Here is an 18833-nt window from a genome sequence, read left to right as displayed (position 1 = left end):
CATTTGGATCATCTCTATTTTCATGTATGTTTTTAAACAAGGTTATTTATCCACTACTATAACAAAATAACCCCTTTACAGCTAATCTCTCTATTAAAACGGAACCCCCTCAACCAACTCCAAAACATACCCAGCCATCAACTTCTCCAGTTCTTCCTCTCTACCTGAATGCAAGGAATACTCCCCACTCTCTAGTTTGATCGCGACGCTTGAGAACGGTCCTTCAATTAGAAAGCGAAATCCAGCATCTGCATATTTTTCTGCTTCGGCGAACATTTCTCTTTCTTCTGTTAGTTGTTTTGTTTTGTTGTAGGTGAGTGATTGTAAAATTGTTTTTTCGTATGTTGTGAATGTGTAGGCTTGGCATAGTTCGATTCCTTTGTAGGATTCGTCTATTTTGCCTAGTCGTTGTCCTACACATGCACATAGTGTGAAGAAGGAGCTGTGTTGTTCAAATATATGTTTTGTTCGTAAGTCTTTAAAGAATGGTAAGTATTCTTTGCGTACTTTGACACGTAATGATGTTTTTGTTTCTTCCATATAACTCCCTCCTCCTTATGAATGTTGCGGGATGAACATTGGATGTTCGATAATTTTTGTGACGCTCGGTTCGACGCTGCGAAGTTCGTAATATTTGCCCCAGCATCCTTTTTCTAAGAACATGGCTCTTTCGCGATCACCGAATTCTCGATCTGTTACGAGTAGTATCCATTGTGAACATACTTCTGGTAGGAAGCTTAATAAATTCAGTTCATGTTTTGAAGATAAACGACCGAACGGCGTGTCCATGAATAACGGCATTTCTAAGGAAGCATGTCCGCCTGCAACTTGTGCTAGTGCGGTAATAAAGCTTAAAGATAATACTTGTCGCTGTCCTTGTGAAATGTTCGCTAGGAAAGAGTGGCCGTAGCTATTTAATACTTCTAATGAATAATCTTTTTTAATTCTTACTTCTTGAATATTCATATTCCCGCTGTCATCTAATAGCTGCTGAAGATTATTTGTTGTTACTTTTTCTAGGTCGGCAATAATAATCTTTTCAAATTCTTTTATCATTTGATTAATTGCTTTTACAGCTTTTCCTGTTTCTTCTTGCTTTTTAGCAAGCTTCGCATGTACACCACTTTTCACTTTTAAATCGCGCAGAGCTAGTTCTAATTGCTCTTCTTTACGTTCAAGCTCTTCTATGCTTTCGCGCAATTGTTTCATATGTACATCTAACTGTACTTATTGTTTATGTACATCATTTCTCTCTTTATTTAAAGTAGCTAAATCTTCAATTCCTGTGTCTGACAGTTGTTTATTTAAGCTTTCAACTTGTTGGCGAATCGTTTCTAATTCGTATTCTTTTTTACTCACTTCATCAAGCTTATATTTTAAGTCGTTTTCTTTATCTTCAAGGAAACCGATTAATTGTATAACGTTTGTTAGTAGTTCATAAAAAGCTTTCTTTTCAACGTTACGAATTGCAACTTTTTCTAGTCTCATAATGGACTCGTACTCTTTAGATCCTTCTTGCAGAGCAGTACCGCACATACATTTTAAATCACTTAGTAAGTTTTGAATGAACTCTAAACCGATATCCATTTTTTCTGTTTGATAATCGAGTACGATCTCTAGCTTTGTTTTAACAGAATGAAGAATATCTTTCGCTAATAATAAAGATAACGTGTTGTTAAAACCGACTAAATGTTGCATCGCAGCTCGTTGTTCCATCTGCTTCGTTTGAAGAAGTTCTTCTTGTTGTTTTAATTCTTTAATTTTCTGTGCTTCTTCCTGGAATTGCTCTAATTGCGTAGTTAAATGATCCAAACGTTGTTCAGCTTCATCTAACTGTACGCCAGTTGTTTCTAGTTCTAGCTTAGTCTTTTCTTTCGCTTCATCATTTTCTAGTTTTTCTTTTAACTTCTTTTGATAATCACCAGAAGAATGTTTTTGTAATTCTTTTAGCACTTGTTTATCAAGGGCTTGTAATACTTCTTGTGATTTAAGTAAATCATCAATTTTCAATAAGTTTTTTATACCTTTTGCGATTTCTTTACGTTGCTGTTCTGACGCTCTTGTAAGGCGCTCGATACGTTCTCCGTCAAAGAAGAAATAGTTTTTCACACGTTCATCTAATATTTCATTTACAAACTGCTGAATTTCTTCTTTATCTGTAATGACACTTCCGTTCGTTACATTTTTTAACTCAGCAGCATGTAATCGCTCAATTTTTTCACCTTTATCATTTTGCACCGCAAATATTGAACGGCTAATAGAAAATTCATTTTGATTATGAAGAAAATCAATTGTTACTGTACAAGTAACACCTTTTTTCTCACCATCATAATCTTCTTGTAATGCTTTTGTATTCGTTAAAACAATATCGTCTTTTCCGTCAGCATCTTGATCTAAATACATATCTCCATATAAACCGAAGAGAAGACCACGGTAAATACCTGTTTTACCGCGACCGTTTTCACCTAAAATGACTGTAACAAGCCTTTCATTATCTACTCCTGCAAACGTAATACTTTGCGTGTCGTAAAACTGTCTAAAATGATGAAAGGTGATTTTTTGAATTAACATGCATTACACCCCCTGTATGTCACACCTATATTAAACTATCAATATCTCTATCTAACTTTTTCACTAAAGCTTGTGTAGATAATTTTTTACGCGTACTTACTAACTCTACCGTCTTCAGCACAATTTTCTTCGTTATATCTTCTTCTTTTTGTAAATACGGTTCAATTTTTCCTTTTAAGTCCGATTGCAATTTTTACACCTCCACTAAATGCTTAGAGATAATCTCATCACCTATTTGAACGAAAGGAGCCTTTCCTTCGGCTAGTAACGTTTCTGTCTCAAATAGTAACTCTCCATCCGCCGAGAATCCGTATTGCATTAACTTTTTCTTTACATCGCGCATTTTCGCTGATCCACCAAACTCTTTTACTAATACATATTGGATAAAATCTGTCTCTGATTGAATGGAGCTTGTACGAGGTACGATAATTGTTCCTCTCGAACCTAGTAAAATGAATTCTTTATCTCGTTTTACACAATCTGCGAATAAATCAATTGTCCAAGATAAACCTCCATCTAACTCTGGAAGGTTTTCAGATAAGCAATGTTCTACTCGGATAAAGTTTTTATCATTTATTTGTTGTTCTCTCGCTAATACATCTAATACCACATTTTTTAACACAAGTTGCTTTTCTGCATTCCATCCAATTGTCATTTCGTGTACATACTCAGCATACTGGCCTCTCGTATAATAAAAAATTCGATCCGAGAGCTGTAGTGCAATATCGAAGGCATTTTCACGTGCCCCTAATTCATTTACAAGCCAATCCATTACCTCTTCCCTTGAAACTTCGTATCCTTGCTCTAGAATATAATCTTCTACTAAAGTTTTAATACTAGCAGTTTCTAACTCGCTTCCGATCTTCGCAATGTGTGGGTAACGCGGCAACATAAAATGATCGTCAGACTTGGAACGCAGTAAATAATAGAGTAAGTAATTTGTATGAATACCATTTGCAATGCAGTATGATTCAAACTCTTTAAATATGCCATTAATTTGAAACTGCGGAATTTCTTCTAATTTTTCGTTTATACGCTTTATGATCGGATCAAATATATGAACTGGCATTTGCTCATAAAATTCTAGTAATGTGTACTCTCCATAATTACTCTGAATAATATCTTGTGTACTAGATAAAGTGAATTCCACCGTAAACGGCTTCCAACCACGATTTACTATAAACTCATCTCTTAATTCTTTCGTGCTCACTTCATGCCCTTTACTTCTAATAAAATCACGAAGTAAATCTGCATTTCTTATACTTCCTGTGTCCCCTATTTGAATAATTTTCGGGAACTTTGGTAGTGCAATATGATCAGATCCATAATGTCTTAATAATGTGTACAACGCATATTCTGTTGGAACATCATTTTCTAGTAGTACATCTTCATATTGATCGAACAAATATGTAACCGTAATAACTGGCTTCTTCTCTAATTTGTCAGCTGCTTCTTTTGCTATTGTCTCGATTAATTCTATATTCGGCTTAACGAAGCTACTGTGAATATAAATACCTCTGCCCCATAAATAAATCGTATCTGAAGCTTCATCTCTCGTACAAATAGCAGGAAAATCTCTTTCGCCATGGAATGAATTTGGCATTATTTCATTTGCCTTCTCATTTAACATCTCATACTCTTTATATACTTCAGCACCATTCGGGAACTGTCTCAATACAATCTCAGCTACATCAATTTTCTTCGCTTTTGCTAATACATATTGATTTTGATCTGTCTGGCGCATTATTTCATTGCAAGTATTCCTTACAATAAACGGAGACACTTCTAATTCCGTTGCAACATTCTCGATCATTTCCTCATATTGCTCTTCTTCTAACAATTTCCCTTTTAATCGTTCAGAGAAAATATTAGAAATTTGTCTATCAAATTCTTGTAACTCAGCTTTCGTTAAAGTAGTGAAAAATTGATTATCAAAACAAAGGTATATATCCTCTAACTCTAACATTTCTAAAACTAAGTACTCGTAAAAAGTGTTCTCTGTGAAAATGTCATTTTCCATAAAGTTTCTATTAGCTTCTAATTTATTTCGGAATAATTGAAACCATACTTCCGCTTTCATTTTAATCTTTCCGACTGAATTTTTAACAATTTGTCGGATTCTTTCACGCGTTACATCATGATTTTGCGCTGTTTCTTCTAATGTTGGGCGCTTTCCATTTAATGTCCCTTCATACCGTTCGCGCATAATCGCAAGAGCTTTCTCGTTTATCTTCAGCTTAGTATGAATACTTCCTGTTTCTATCATTTCTTGCAGCATTTCTATTAACTGATCTGTTTCGTACTGCACTCTCTCGTCCGCCGTCATTGTTGCATAAAAGCTTTCTTCCTGTTCTCTCTTCTCAGCAATTTCTACCTTTTCTTTTAAGTGTTGTAAGAATCTCTTCACAGCTGAATCGCCAACACCTTGAAACTTTCTCAGCTCCTGTAAATCGAGAGGCAGTTGTTTATACTGATGAATACCAGCTTCATGCAATTTTTCTATAAGTGATGGACAACTTAAATAATCACCGTATTCTAACGATTCTTCCTGTAATGAAGACGGAATTACGACTCGTTCTCCATTTAATAGTACTTCTTCTCCTTGTGTCCCTATTGGCTCAACGGCAACCTCGATTTTTTTAGGGCGCCCCATCTGTCTTAACTGACTAAAAAATTTCTCCATCATTTTAGGGCCAACATTACGCATTTGTTCCCGTAAAGGGAGTATATCTTTTGGAAGATCTCCTATCACATGAATCCCCATATTTTTTCGCAATTGTTTAACAAGAGTATTACAGCCTGAAATCAGCTCTAGCGTAATTTCAATATTTCTCATAGAAGCAGGAATTTCTACACATTCCGTTCCCATACAAACTATAAATCCGTCCTCATTTTGTAACTCTTCTTCAAATTCGTTCTCGTTCTGTATATTCTCTTCTACGCTACTACTGGGGCTGTCGTCATCTGTATCAGACTCTTCGTGCTTTAAACAATTTAAAAATTCATCAAATGCTTCAGCTGTAAGCCAGCGAACTGCAAACACTGGCAGTCCATGTAATTGCTTTATGTTTCGCACACCAAACTTAGCAAATAACTCTGTTAAGTGTTGTGGAAGCTTCTCACTTAACGCTTCATTTTTTATGGTATTTATTTCTATTAATACTCGCTCTTGTTCATGAGGCAAGTTTATAAGCTTCGCTAAATTCCCTTGATACTCACAGCCTAAAAACCATAACTGGACTGCTAAATCATAAAAAGCTTGTTTATCTTTTCGATACCAATCACGTAAATGATCTTCTTTTATTTCTCCAAAAGTGTCTAAATGAAAATGTTCGCCAAATGTATAAACTGGGCTTCCTTCATATTCATTCAGACGCAATTCAAATAATCGAGAAGGAACGATCAATTGTTGATCAGTCACTTCTCTTTTTTCTACTACTTGCTGCACGACTTCTTTTTCTTTTTCTTTCTCCTGCTCAACTTCTTTCGGCACATCTACTTGCTTCGGTTTTTCTACTTCCTTTTTAGGAGTACTTTCCTTTTTCTTAGGACCATCACTATAACTTCCCATTAAAAACCAGGCTGGCTTACGCTTTGTCACGCGCCCACCTTTAGCTGTGTAACGGAAATAAATTTTACGTGGTTTTAATGGATCTAATACCTCTTTTAATTCCCAACCACCAACTAACCAAAGAGATCCTCCAGCAGAACGTTTATCAATGATTTCTACATCATGACTTTGCAAGTAGCTTATTAAATCAAAATCTTCTTCTAAAATTTCCGTAGCAGTTGTTTCTGCTTTTTCAAGCGTTTTTTCTTTCTGGGCCGGCTCTTGTACTTCTTCCTTTACAGGTACCTTTTCTTCAATAACCGGCTCCTTTTCTTCTTCCTTTACAAGTATATCTTCTTCAATAACTGGCTCTTGTTCTTTTTGCTCAGTTACAACTTGTACGACTTCTTTCTCTTTTTGCTGTTCCTGCGTTAACTTGAGTAATGTCTCCTGCATTTCACGGAATTTCGCTTCAAGTGTTTTTTCTAAACTTTTCTCCACTGTTTCTGCTACGGTTTGTTTAATATCATCTGTATTAACCGCCTGCTCAGTAACAGCTTTTGGGCTTACATATGCTGGCGCCTTAAAACTGACATCTCCGTATAATTCCATGAACCAAACTGCCAAGTCATATGTAAGTTTATGAACTTTTAATGCATCTTCTACACTTCCAAAATTCGCTTCATGAACCGCTTTATTTCCCATCTTGCGAATCCATTCAAATCGGAAATGCATTTCTTCATTTAAAATCCCTTCACGGTATAACTTATGTATCACTTCAACGTGCTTCATTTCGTAATATACATTAATATCTTCCATTTCCATTACATACTTCGCTAGCTTTTCTGCAAAAAGCCTCGCCTTTGATAATGCAGACGGGACATCGTTATACACTTGCTTCTCTAACGCTTCTGCAACATCAGCCAACTTTTTATACTTTGGCTGTAAAAAAGAAAATAAAAATTCATTGCTCATACGCTCTATCCTTTCTATTTAAATATAATTGTTAATTCTTTATATACTTATAAAGGAAAGTCTAATTTCAAGGACCATAGACTAAAACTATAATTATCGTAATTAAATGTATCTACTATCCTTTTACATTCTATTCCATTATAACATTAAACCCAGCACTAATAACGTCACTTTCAACTGTATATTCTTCCAAAAATATAACAATTCATTTCACCAATATTTTAATATAATAATAAACACATTATCAACCATACATCTCCAACAACTTCCTCCCCTCCTCAACAACCTCTTCCCGTAATTCTCTAGGCTCCAACACCCTAACCGAAGCTCCCATCCCCAAAATCCACTTCTTAATTGACTCTTTCCCGCTCATCGTCGCTCGGAAAAGGATGCTACCATCATCATTATGTTCTATCTTTTGATTCTCTCCCCAAATGGATTCTGGTACGGATACAGCGAATGGTGGATAGATGAGTAACTCTACTTCTAACGGTTCTTTCATAATGCCGAATTTCGGAAATTCTTCTCGAATATCAAAATCAGCGGGTATTTTATACGTATCATACAAAGTTTTAATATCTTTTATTCGAGATAGTTTAAACATACGTTTTTCCTTTTTATCATTACACAGGGCTAGGCAATAAAAGAATTCGTTGTAGTGTACAAATCCATATGGATCGATAATTCGTTCTGATCTTTCACCAGACCGTTTCTCATACTGTATTTTCACCTTACTTCTTGTAAATAACGCTTCTTGTAGTTGTACATATTTTGGGTTTTCATTCGAAAACGCATAATTCGGCTTCGATCTTTGCACAAAATAAATATGACGATCTTTATTCGTTTCCACTTTCCGAACGGCATTTAATTTATCTAGCGCTACTTGTGCGTCCTTTGCATAAATGTCATTACCTTTTGAAACTAGTTTTTGAATAGAGAATGTTAACGCATCTAGCTCTTGTTGGGACATATTTTTAATAGGAAATAACGATGTATTTGAAAGGGAGTAGCCACCATATCTGCCTTTCGTTGTCTCAATTTTAATACCTGCCATTTCAATATCATCACGATAAATGCGGACCATTCGCTCTTTTACTTCTAATAACTCTGCCAGCTCACTAATCCTTATTTTCCCTCTCGCATGCAGGAGCTCGATCATATATAGACAATTACTTAATTTACTCATATAATTCCTCGTTTCTATTCATCCATCCTCATTCAAGTATAAAAGAATAGAACTATCTTTTAAATTATTTCTATAATTACTTCTAAAAAATCAATATATTACCCCGAAATGCACAGTAGCACACCCCTGACATACACCGTCCTTAAAAAGATGTTCTGGCAAAGTCCTTGTATCACAAAACTGACACTGCTGATATCTCCTTTTTCTAAAATCAGCCACCACACTAATACTCTCTTTCATTTCCACCGCTTTCTCATTGTCACTTAATTCTTCTAGATGTTCCCATAATAATATATGATGCGTAAACCGTGTCATATCTGGTGCGACTGGACAACTCCATACTAATCTATGAAACCCTATTTCTAATCCCATTTCTCCCGCACGAATAAACATGTTCGGATCAAAATCCAGCCCTCGAACTGCGAATTCGACATCTAATTCTTTCAACTTAAAAAGCTTCAATTGTTTTAAAATAAATTGTTGTATCTCTGTTTTTGCTAATTTCATTAATGACTAATCTCCTTTATTACATTAAAACAAATGCCAAGTACATTCCTCTGCACTTGGCATTGCTTTTAAATATGAACTTCCTCTTTAGCAATGTCTGTTAACATCTGAATAATATTTTGACAGTCCGTATCATTAAATAACTCGTTCATAGCCTGTATAACGATGTCTTCATCTGACCAATTACTTATATTACTTGTATTTGTGTAAATTCTTGTATACGACGCTTCTGGCCTTTTCGCCGCTACACTTATTTTTCTTCCTTTACTTTCCAGTCTTGTTAATAGCGCTAATCTCTTCTGTGATTCTAATGGTCCAACTTCTAGGGTCAGTTTCAATCTATTATCTTTCAAACGTTCAAACCATATAATCGCACAGTTATTTAACCACCAATTCCATTTCGGTGTTCCAAATTGTTCTTCTAGTTTGCGAAACTCCGGCATAATAAATGATGGTAGTCGGTGATGAATATTGAAAAAACCTTCTTGGAACTTTTGTTCATGGACGAATAATTGAAAAGCATTAGCTAAAGTATCCGCATCTGTTTGGCTACTCTCTACCGCAACAATTTCAGAAGAAGAATCTTCTTCTCCGTATACAAGCCCCTTTATAGTATCGCCTATAGCTGCAACCACTTGATTAAAATCAGCATTGTTATACATATCATTCATGACATGGAGAATTTCATCTTGATCTGCCCAATCACTTATATTTTCATATCCAGCATAAATTCTTGTGTACATGGATCCAGCTTCTTTTGATTTTTCTTTAATAGTAATTCCATTTTCCTCTAACTTGCATAATAACTTTAATCTCTGCTTGTATTCCAACGGCCCGACTTCAACGATAAGTTTCATACGCCCATCTATTTTTCTTTCGAACCAAGTTATAAGAGCATTATTTAGCCACCACTCCTGATTTGGAACTCCAACAATCTCATCAAGTTGTTTCCATTCTTCGAAAATGAAAGATGGAATGCGAATGTGTTCATGGTAACAATCTTCTGGCATTTGATTCTTTTCTACAAATTGTAAAAAAGCTTCTCTCATGACGCTATTTCCAGCTCCATGTATAAATTGGAGCGTTTCAGCATACTTCTTATAAATTTTACGAAGATCTTCTTTTTCTTCAGCATTCAATTTCTTTACAGCACGTAACAACTCTTTATTAACAAACTTTCCAACTACTTTTCCGTTACCATTTAAACATAAAAAATCAACAGCGGCCTTATGGCTCTTATACACTGTTAATGCTAGTTCAATGTCTTCCTCATCACGAACTAGTTCCCCCTCTAATATATCAATATAGTAGGAAAGAAAATCTTTTATCGTACTAGACGTATAATCACTATAAATCTCCAATTGCCCTTTTAGAATATTTAATATATCTCCATAATCTAAAATAAGATACGCTTTATGACTTGGAGCGCTACCATCTAAACTCAAAAAAATTGGAATGATCGTATACCCTTCATATTTCTCACTAACAAAATTTATGTAATTTTGTAATTGTCCATCTGACTCAGATGACTTATATTTATTTTCAATCAGAATAGCAACCTTTTGCGCTTCTGATATTGCCAAAATATCAATTCGTTTATTATTTTTCGTTTGTACTTCGCGGAACACTTCTAAATCTTGAAGAGACTGCTTATGTAACTTAATAAAATTATATTGACCAATTAATTCCTCATTCTCTGCTTTTACAAACGTTTTAGAAAGGATCTTATTTACAAACATAGAACCTAAGTGATGATTTTCCATAGGATCAAGTAGCCAAGCAATCATATTAGAATGTCTAATCTCAAATTTATCTACCTTCAATATTTTAAAAGGATTAAAACGATTAAACTTACTATGCAACTTCTCAAACTCCATCGAATTATCTAAAAGTGATAAAATCTCAAAATTATAATCCATTCCCCACACCCGCCGTTTATAAATTTGTGAATCAATACTCTTTAATAATCATTTTAATAATTTGTTATAAATTAATCATAACTCATAATGTGGCATTATTTATGTCACATATCCTATTTCTTACAAATATACATGCATTAATTACTGAGCTTAACCATCCCCCCATACCAACCACTACTCTCCTCCAAAAACCCCCTACTCTCCCCACTATCCTTATAAAAACTCTCCCAACCCCATTCCCTCAAAATCCCCTTCCAACTCTCACTCTCCACCATCTTCTTAATCACACCATCCCAATAAACAACCTCTTCCTCCGTCATATCTTTTGGGCCCATAATCCCTTTCCAGTGCTGGAATGTGACGTTGATTCCTTGTTCTTTCCATGTTGGGATTTCTGGTAGGCGGTCTAGGCGTTTTGGTGCGGATACGGCTAGTATTTTTATTTTGCCGGCTTTGTATTGTTTTTCGGCTTCGGATAGGGTCATGGTTGCGGCGCCTATTTGTTTGTTCGTTAGGGCGTTTATGATTTTTTCTTTGTTTTCGTAGACGAAGAATTGTAGTTCGGCAGGGTTTATGCCGAATGCTTTGCTTACTTGTACGAAGGATAGGTGATCGTCGTTTCCTAGGCCTGGGGCAACGCCGATTTTGAAGTTTTTCTTGTTTTGTTTTAGTTGTTCCATGAGTTGTTTTGCGTTTTCTATGTTTGAGTCTTTTGATACGACAACAACTTCCCAATCTGATGCTAGTAGCGCGAGCGGTGTGAAGTCTTTATATGTTAGTTTACTGTGGCCTAGTAGGTTGTTCGTTATGAGTAAGCTTGAGTTAATCGCCAGTACGTGACCGCCTTTTTGTTTCGTATATTTCCATCCGACGTCACCACTGCCACCTACTTTGTTTGTGACAGTGATTGGTTTTGTGAAGATTTTTTCTGCTGTTAGTGTTTTTTGCATCGCTCGCGCTGTTAAGTCCCACCCTGCTCCTTGAACGTTTGGCGCAACGATTTCTACTTCTTCTATGTTCACTTTATTCGTGTGCGTTTTTTCTACAGAACAACCAGCTATTACTCCTGTCATGAGCCATATACATAGTAATAATCGCTTTTTCATAGTCCTCGTCCTATTCGATATTTTCGTTCTGGTCGTCCGATTATGCCGTATGTGTACTCTACTGTGCATTCGTTTGTCGCTACTAAGTATTCTAAATATCTTCTTGCGGTTGTTCTGGAGGCCCCCATTTGTTCGCCCATTTCTTCTATTGTAATTCCCTCTTCGAATCCTTTTATAATCCCTTTCACTTTTTGCAGTGTTAACGGATCCACACCTGTCGGTAAGTTTTTTATGTCTTGTGTTTGCGAAATGCCGAAGAAGTTATCGATAAGTGCTTGATTCACTTCATTGTTACTATGTAATAGTTGCTTCTTTCTTTTATAGTCTTCAATTGTGCGAACGAATTTTTCTAACGTAACCGGTTTTATAAGGTAGTTGCTTACGCCATTCCGAATTGCTTTTTCTAACATATGGTTTTCATTCGCCGCTGTAACCATAATGACGTCAACGCTTGGAAAGTCAGCATGAATTTGTGGTAATAAGTCAGTTCCTATTCCATCTGGTAAGTAATTATCTAATAGAAGCAAATCGATTTCTTCCTTTTGTAGTAGTTCCATCGTTTCTTTCGCGTTCAATGCTTTTCCAATCACTTTTACGTCCTTTATTTTTAATAAAAACTCTTCCTGAATTTGTGCGACGCGGAAATCATCTTCTGCAATTGCAACCTTCAACATATTCCCATCCCCCTGTTTGTCATGTACTTTCTCTCAATGTTTTCGGAAGGTAAATTGTAAAAATCGCTCCTCCATTTTTCTCGTTTTGAATCTCAATTGTTCCCCCTAGTAGATTTACCATTTCTTTCACATTTGCTAGTCCGTAACCACGATTGTTTCCTTTCGTTGAAAATCCTTTTTGAAAAATGGACGTGATTTTTTCAGCTGGTATCCCTACTCCACTATCTATCACTTCAAACACAATATCGTGCCCAATATCCGTAACGAAGAAGGAAACATTCTTTCTCTCTTGCCCACTCACCGCATCAAACGCATTGTCAATTATGTTTCCAAGGATCGTAATAAGGTGCGAAACTTTTATATGGTCTGGTAACGGATGAAGCGCACTATCTCCTTCAATATGAAAATCAATTTTCTTCTCAGACGCTGTTCCGATTTTTCCTAATAAAATAGCTTGTACTTTCGCATCATGAATTTGATGGAACAAAATATGATTTTGGCTTTGATGAATATTAGATTCTTGTTGGATAAATTCAATTGCTTCTTTGTAATGTCCTAACTGAAGTAATCCTGATAAGACGAAAAGTTTATTTGTAAATTCATGTGTTTGAGCACGTAAGTCCTCGGAATATTTTCTTACCTCAGATATCGTATTCACTAAGTTTTGCAGTTCTGTTTTATCTCTAAAACTACATACAACGCCTACCGTACTATTATTTTCGAGTATCGGTGTCATGTTTAAAATAAACACTTTATCTTGAAACGCGATTTCTTGATCGGTTTCTAGCACTCTTTCCATATTAAAATTCGGTAAAACTTTTGAAATGTGCTGCTGCATATAATCATCATTTACATGAAGCATTTCTTCTGCCGACGTGTTCATCATCGTAATAAAACCGTTTTGATCAATAGCTATAATTCCTTCTTTTATAGATAGTAGTATCGCGCTTCGTTCCCGGTATAACGCTGCGATTTCATTCGGCTCTAAACCGAGTGTATCTTTACGAATACTACGCGCTAAAAGGATTCCACCAACAATGCCGGCTAGTAATACACCTAAGGAAAAGAGGATAATTTCTTTCGTTCTACTCAATATGTTAGATTCAATGCCTTTTATTAAAAACTCTACTGTCACAACGCCTACTACTTGATCGTAATCTCCGTTATGAACAATAATAGGTGCTTTCGCCATTAAAGCTGGACCGCTTGTACCATTTCCTTCGAGCGTATAATAACCACCAAAAGTGAGTGCTTCATAGTTATACGGGTTGTTACTCTTTGTTCCAATCAACTCAGAATTAGAATGGGAATACATAACCCCAAAACGGTCTTCTATAATGACATAATCTGCACCAGCTTGCTCCCGAACTTGTTCCGCAATGGATTGAATCGTATTTTTATGCTCGTTATTTTGAAAAGCATCTTTTATAGCTGGCATAAAAGAAAGCGACTTCGCTGTTTGCAGTGCTAACTGCTCCACTTGGCGCTTCGTATCAACGGACTGAATGTAAACAAATATTCCCGCTAATAGGAGAACGACAAATACAATTAACGCGATAATTAAGCTTACTATTTTCGTTTGCAATGAAACTTTGCGTGATTTCTTCATACTCCATATCCTTTGATAAAATATTCAAAACTATCAATCTCCTTTTTCTATTATTATGACAAAACTGAAAATGAAGCAACTATTAAAAATATCCATGTTCATAAAGTACAAAAAGAATAAAATTGTCATAATATTGAGATTTTATTCAAAGAACAGTACAATTCAACTACAATGAACACGCTTTCATAATTATCATTTTATTTATAAGCAAGAGGAGGAATTAGTATGGCTCAAGTAAAATCAAACCGAGTCGCCGGCAATATCTTTAAAGGTTCTGTCGGTAATTTAATTGAATGGTACGACTGGTACGTTTACTCTGCTTTCGCCGTTTATTTTTCAGCAGAGTTCTTTCCTAAAGGCGATCCAACGAGTCAGTTACTGAACACAGCGGCTATTTTCGCAGTTGGATTTTTAATGCGCCCTATCGGAAGTTTATTAATGGGACGCTATGCGGATCGGCACGGACGCCGGGCAGCATTAACGCTTTCCATTACAGTTATGGCCGGTGGTTCTTTAATTATTGCCTGTACACCGAGTTACGAAAGTATCGGTATTATGGCCCCTATTATTTTAGTTCTTGCTCGTTTACTTCAAGGGTTGTCACTCGGCGGAGAGTACGGAACTTCCGCAACATATTTATCTGAAATGGCTAGTAGTGGACGCCGTGGTTTTTATTCAAGTTTCCAATATGTAACGCTCGTTGCCGGACAGATGGTTGCGTTAGGCGTTCAAATTGTTCTTCAGCAATTACTAAGCGAACCAGATATGAAAGCTTGGGGATGGCGTATTCCATTCATTATTGGAGCGATGGGCGCAGTAGCTGTATTATGGCTTCGCCGCACGATGGATGAATCAGAGCAATTCTCAAACATAAAATCACAAAAACGCGAGAGCGCAGGAACCGTTCGCGCGCTTATGAAACACCCGAAAGCAGTATTAACAGTAGTCGGCCTAACATTAGGAGGCACTGTTGCATTTTATACGTACACAACATATTTACAAAAGTTCATGGTAAACACAGTCGGTCTTCCGAAAGAAGTTGTAAGCTGGATTAACTTTGTCGCACTACTTATTTTCGTCGTACTTCAACCGATTGCAGGGCTACTATCCGATAAAATTGGACGCCGCCCACTATTAATGGCATTCGGTATTCTCGGAACATTACTAACAGCGCCGATCTTCTTCTTCATGGAAAAAACGACAGAACCAATCGTAGCATTTTTACTCATGATGGTCGGTCTCATTATCGTTACTGGTTACACATCAATTAACGCAATTGTAAAAGCAGAACTCTTCCCAACTGAAATCCGCGCACTCGGCGTAGGTTTACCATATGCACTAACCGTCGCGATATTCGGCGGAACAGCTGAGTTCATCGCTTTATGGCTAAAGAGTATCGGAATGGAATCACTATTCTACTTCTACGTAGCTGGATGTATCGCGATAAGCTTTATTACGTATTGGCGTATGGATGAGTCATCTAAAACTTCGCAGATTGAGGCGGAGCTTGGTGGGGATAAATTAGTTAACAATAAATCTAGTTAAAATTATGTATTCTATTATCTTCGTTTATCTGAAAAAGCATAATTCATTAATATGCAATTTAAAAACCTCTACTTATATGTAGAGGTTTTTGTATGACGAAAAAACACCTAGTTCCATTGTTATTTTACAAATCCCAAATTCTTCCTCATCTTAAAGTGGAACAAATTTATTACTTAGGGTGTCTAATAAGTGTATTTCTAATATCAGTTGTCCAGATTGGATACAACATATCCCGTTTGACATCTATTTTTATGTATTACAAAAAAATGAAAGGACTTATTATTCCCAAAAGTAAAAAACATGTATTGTAATACTTTCACAGGTGAACCATTACAAGTGGAAACAAAAAAGAAACAACCCAAACCGTGACTTATCAATCATATAAAGTGAAACTTTAATCAGCGGGGGTCTTACTGCCCGGCAAATAGCGGGATAAACGTTTTGGATGTCATTTAACCTGTGAAATTTCAGCTGCAGTAGTATTGTTACCTTATGTCATCTTTAATTACATCGGTATTTAGAATACCTAGACAAAATCCATATATTCTTGAAAGAGGTTGAAAATTTATGTTCGTTTTAAACAAGTTCTATAACATTTTACATTACAAAAAGATTGTACCTGTAGTATTACTTTCATGTGTATCACTTATAGGCTGTTCCAATAGTAATGCTCAATCTGAACCACCTAAACAAACGAATCAAGCTAATCAAATTAAACAAGAAAATACAGGTAATCAATCTTTTGCTAAACTTGAAAAAGAATATGATGCTAAGCTTGGTATTTATGCACTGGACACAGGTACGAATCAAACGATTGCTTATCATTCAGATGATCGTTTTGCATTTGCATCTACATCTAAATCATTAGCTGTGGGCGCTCTTTTACGCAAGAACTCATTAGAAGCTCTTGATCAAAGAATTACGTATACTCATGAAGATCTTTCTAATTATAATCCAATTACTGAAAAGCATGTTGATACAGGAATGACGTTAAAAGAACTTGCAGATGCTTCAGTTCGATATAGTGACAGCACAGCACATAATTTGATTCTTAAACAGTTAGGAGGTCCCTCTGAATTTGAAAAAATCTTGAGAGAAATGGGAGATACTGTTACTACTTCAGAACGATTTGAACCTGAATTAAATGAAGTGCATCCAGGAGAAACACATGATACCAGTACACCAGAAGCAATAGCTAAGACGCTTCAATCATTTACATTAGGGACTGCACTTCCAATAGAAAAACGTGAACTATTAGTAGATTGGATGAAGAGAAATACAACTGGAGATAAATTGATTCGTGCTGGCGTACCAAAAGGATGGGAAGTAGCTGATAAAACAGGCGCGGGATCTTACGGAACAAGAAATGATATCGCAATTATTTGGCCACCAAATAAAAAGCCGATTGTTCTTGCTATACTTTCTAATCATGATAAAGAAGATGCTAAATATGATGATAAACTTATTGCAGATGCAACCAAAGTCGTGTTAAATACCTTAAAAGCTACGGAATAAATGATAATAGGTTAAAAGTTTTCTATTTTAGGCGGTTTTTTCTCTAGTAGGAGTTGCACCGCATTTTCATCAACTAAAAATTTAATAGTGTCCTCAAAACGAAATTTGGTGCTACCCCTAAAACATCTAGACTGTAATAGCCAATAAAAAATGCAAACCAAACGCCCCTTAATCAGTCGTTTGGTTTGCATTTCCTTTTTCTAAAACCACAGAAAAGATAAGTACTATAGTTAACAGCATAATAAACCTTACTTCACTTCCATCACTTACAAAAAATGAATACAAAGTATATATTAAAATTAATATTCCATAAATAATTTTGTGCAATGTACTCCCTCCTTTTTGCCGTATATATTTTAGTATAAAAGTTTGATTCAAGTCCTATATCCAAATGAAAATACTTTTCTCTTGTTCATTTATCTATTTTATTTTTATAATTCAAACCTCTTCGAATCGTACTTTTCTAGAATTTGCTGCAATTCATCTTGTTCATATAGAATATGCTGATCTGTCTGTACATCTTCAACATTTGCTCCACCTGCTAATAATCTCCTGTACTTAAAAGAGTGCCCTGTTAATACTGTTTTAATCATTTTGTATTGCCCTCCTTTTGTTTGATTACTTGTATCATAAAACAGGTATCTGAAGTTGATATGTAGTCTATCTAGAGTGTATGTAAATTTAGAAAATCTCTAATAAAATGTTTGTATTGTAACGTTACCACCAAAACTATTGCCCTAAACACCATGATTTGAAGAGATAGGCCCCCATGTTCTAGTCTCAATTCCTCCTACAGTTCTATATTCAGTAAAACTGGTTAATCCCTATAATATAAAAAGAGCACCACTTTTTGGATGCTCCTCGTTATAACTATATATTATTTAATTTCCTTCTTTTGCTGGTACCATTTTTCCTTCTTGAGAATCTGTACCTTCTGTTCTTTCAACTGTTTTTGCATATTCTGGTTTCTCAGGGGATCCCATTTCAAATCCTGGTTGAGAATCTGTACCTTCTTTTGTTGGTACCATTTTTCCTTCTTGAGAACCTGTCCCCTCTGTTCTTTCAACAGTTTTTGCGTTTCCTTTAGGAGTTGCTGGCACTGCATCTTTAGGTAAATCAAAGTTTTGTGAGAAAGACGTTGTTCCATCTACACTCTGTGTAATTACTTGATTTGAACTATTTTCATTTGACTTTAAATTATCCATTTTCGCATCATCTGCACCTCCCGCTACCAATCCTGTACTTAAAAGTGCTCCTGCTAATAATGTTTTAATCATTTTTCATTACCTCCTGTTTATTTGTAATATTCATCAAAAAAGTATCTAGAGTTAATGTTTTAGTCATTATCTTTATCTACTTGCTTTTTGATTACATTTAGCATAAGACAAGAATCTATAGTTGATATGGACTGAATCTGGAGATTATGTAAAGAAAAATAGATGATCAATTGTATATCCTAATGGATGCTTAGACAAGATTGAAACTTTATATGAATTTGAATAATTGAGTTCCCCTTTGTTTTTGGGTGTGAGGGACTAACCCTTTCTAATTTGAAAGCAAACTTTTTATTAATTGAAGAATTAAAAGAGGTGGGGATCTTACTGCCCATTAATGCGGGATAAAAGAAAACCGCCTGAAATGATGTGTAATCGAATAGTAGTACATAAAAAAATACA

At 35.6% G+C, this 18833-nt stretch carries 16 protein-coding genes; 2 read left to right on the top strand and 14 right to left on the bottom strand.

Annotated elements, in window-relative coordinates; genetic code table 11:
- Positions 1–93 precede the first annotated feature (93 nt).
- The 11 genes from MHH27_RS05100 to MHH27_RS05050 all read right to left on the bottom strand — a co-directional run bounded on the left by MHH27_RS05100 (position 94) and on the right by MHH27_RS05050 (position 14097).
- Positions 94–540 carry a hypothetical protein gene (locus MHH27_RS05100; RefSeq protein ID WP_340941811.1) on the bottom strand — a complete coding sequence of 149 codons (447 nt, stop codon included), beginning with the start codon at positions 538–540 and terminating at the stop codon, positions 94–96.
- Positions 541–555: 15 nt separating this feature from the next.
- The gene (locus MHH27_RS05095) at positions 556–1209 is read right to left on the bottom strand and encodes a hypothetical protein (RefSeq protein ID WP_340941810.1); all 654 of its coding nucleotides are present in this window, start codon (positions 1207–1209) and stop codon (positions 556–558) included.
- A gap of 18 nt (positions 1210–1227) precedes the next feature.
- Positions 1228–2571, bottom strand: coding sequence for an AAA family ATPase (locus MHH27_RS05090; protein WP_340941806.1), 1344 nt, complete (start codon positions 2569–2571; stop codon positions 1228–1230).
- 25 nt (positions 2572–2596) lie between these two features.
- Positions 2597–2761, bottom strand: coding sequence for a hypothetical protein (locus tag MHH27_RS05085; protein WP_001190285.1), 165 nt, complete (start codon positions 2759–2761; stop codon positions 2597–2599).
- Positions 2762–2764: 3 nt separating this feature from the next.
- Positions 2765–7096, bottom strand: coding sequence for a sigma factor-like helix-turn-helix DNA-binding protein (locus MHH27_RS05080; protein WP_340941804.1), 4332 nt, complete (start codon positions 7094–7096; stop codon positions 2765–2767).
- Positions 7097–7340: 244 nt separating this feature from the next.
- Complete coding sequence (locus MHH27_RS05075) at positions 7341–8282, bottom strand: helix-turn-helix transcriptional regulator (protein ID WP_097924086.1); 942 nt, start codon at positions 8280–8282, stop codon at positions 7341–7343.
- 90 nt (positions 8283–8372) lie between these two features.
- Positions 8373–8789 carry a hypothetical protein gene (locus MHH27_RS05070; RefSeq protein ID WP_097924084.1) on the bottom strand — a complete coding sequence of 139 codons (417 nt, stop codon included), beginning with the start codon at positions 8787–8789 and terminating at the stop codon, positions 8373–8375.
- A gap of 68 nt (positions 8790–8857) precedes the next feature.
- Entirely contained in the window at positions 8858–10708 is a 1851-nt protein-coding gene (locus MHH27_RS05065) for a PDDEXK-like family protein (RefSeq protein WP_340941802.1), read from the bottom strand.
- A gap of 137 nt (positions 10709–10845) precedes the next feature.
- The gene (locus MHH27_RS05060) at positions 10846–11814 is read right to left on the bottom strand and encodes a tripartite tricarboxylate transporter substrate binding protein (RefSeq protein ID WP_340944811.1); all 969 of its coding nucleotides are present in this window, start codon (positions 11812–11814) and stop codon (positions 10846–10848) included.
- Positions 11811–12488 (bottom strand): response regulator, encoded by a 678-nt coding sequence (locus MHH27_RS05055; protein ID WP_097924079.1) that lies wholly within the window; start codon positions 12486–12488, stop codon positions 11811–11813. The genes MHH27_RS05060 and MHH27_RS05055 overlap by 4 nt, the downstream gene beginning before the upstream one ends.
- 19 nt (positions 12489–12507) lie before the next feature.
- On the bottom strand, positions 12508–14097 hold the full coding sequence (locus MHH27_RS05050; RefSeq protein WP_340941800.1) for a sensor histidine kinase: 1590 nt from the start codon (positions 14095–14097) through the stop codon (positions 12508–12510).
- 225 nt (positions 14098–14322) lie between these two features.
- On the opposite strand from MHH27_RS05050, the gene MHH27_RS05045 reads away from it, so the two are divergent.
- Both MHH27_RS05045 and blaIII read left to right on the top strand, forming a co-directional pair.
- Positions 14323–15642 carry an MFS transporter gene (locus MHH27_RS05045; protein ID WP_016513670.1) on the top strand — a complete coding sequence of 440 codons (1320 nt, stop codon included), beginning with the start codon at positions 14323–14325 and terminating at the stop codon, positions 15640–15642.
- Between the two features lie 567 nt (positions 15643–16209).
- Entirely contained in the window at positions 16210–17157 is a 948-nt protein-coding gene (gene blaIII, locus MHH27_RS05040) for a class A beta-lactamase BlaIII (RefSeq protein WP_086422253.1), read from the top strand.
- Between the two features lie 168 nt (positions 17158–17325).
- Here blaIII and MHH27_RS05035 read toward each other — a convergent pair whose 3' ends face one another.
- The 3 genes from MHH27_RS05035 to MHH27_RS05025 all read right to left on the bottom strand — a co-directional run bounded on the left by MHH27_RS05035 (position 17326) and on the right by MHH27_RS05025 (position 18434).
- On the bottom strand, positions 17326–17484 hold the full coding sequence (locus MHH27_RS05035; RefSeq protein WP_002093894.1) for a hypothetical protein: 159 nt from the start codon (positions 17482–17484) through the stop codon (positions 17326–17328).
- A gap of 104 nt (positions 17485–17588) precedes the next feature.
- A complete protein-coding gene (locus MHH27_RS05030) occupies positions 17589–17750 on the bottom strand; it encodes a hypothetical protein (protein ID WP_179875846.1) in 162 nt (53 codons plus the stop codon).
- Positions 17751–18038: 288 nt separating this feature from the next.
- Positions 18039–18434 (bottom strand): alpha-ketoglutarate permease, encoded by a 396-nt coding sequence (locus MHH27_RS05025; protein WP_098251235.1) that lies wholly within the window; start codon positions 18432–18434, stop codon positions 18039–18041.
- Between the last annotated feature and the right edge of the window lie 399 nt (positions 18435–18833).

Source organism: Bacillus sp. FSL L8-0152 (assembly GCF_038006365.1).
Classification (GTDB): Bacteria; Bacillota; Bacilli; order Bacillales; family Bacillaceae_G; genus Bacillus_A; species Bacillus_A cereus.
The sequence above is the reverse complement of the archived record's forward strand: the minus strand, read 5'-3'. Positions and strand labels throughout refer to the sequence as shown.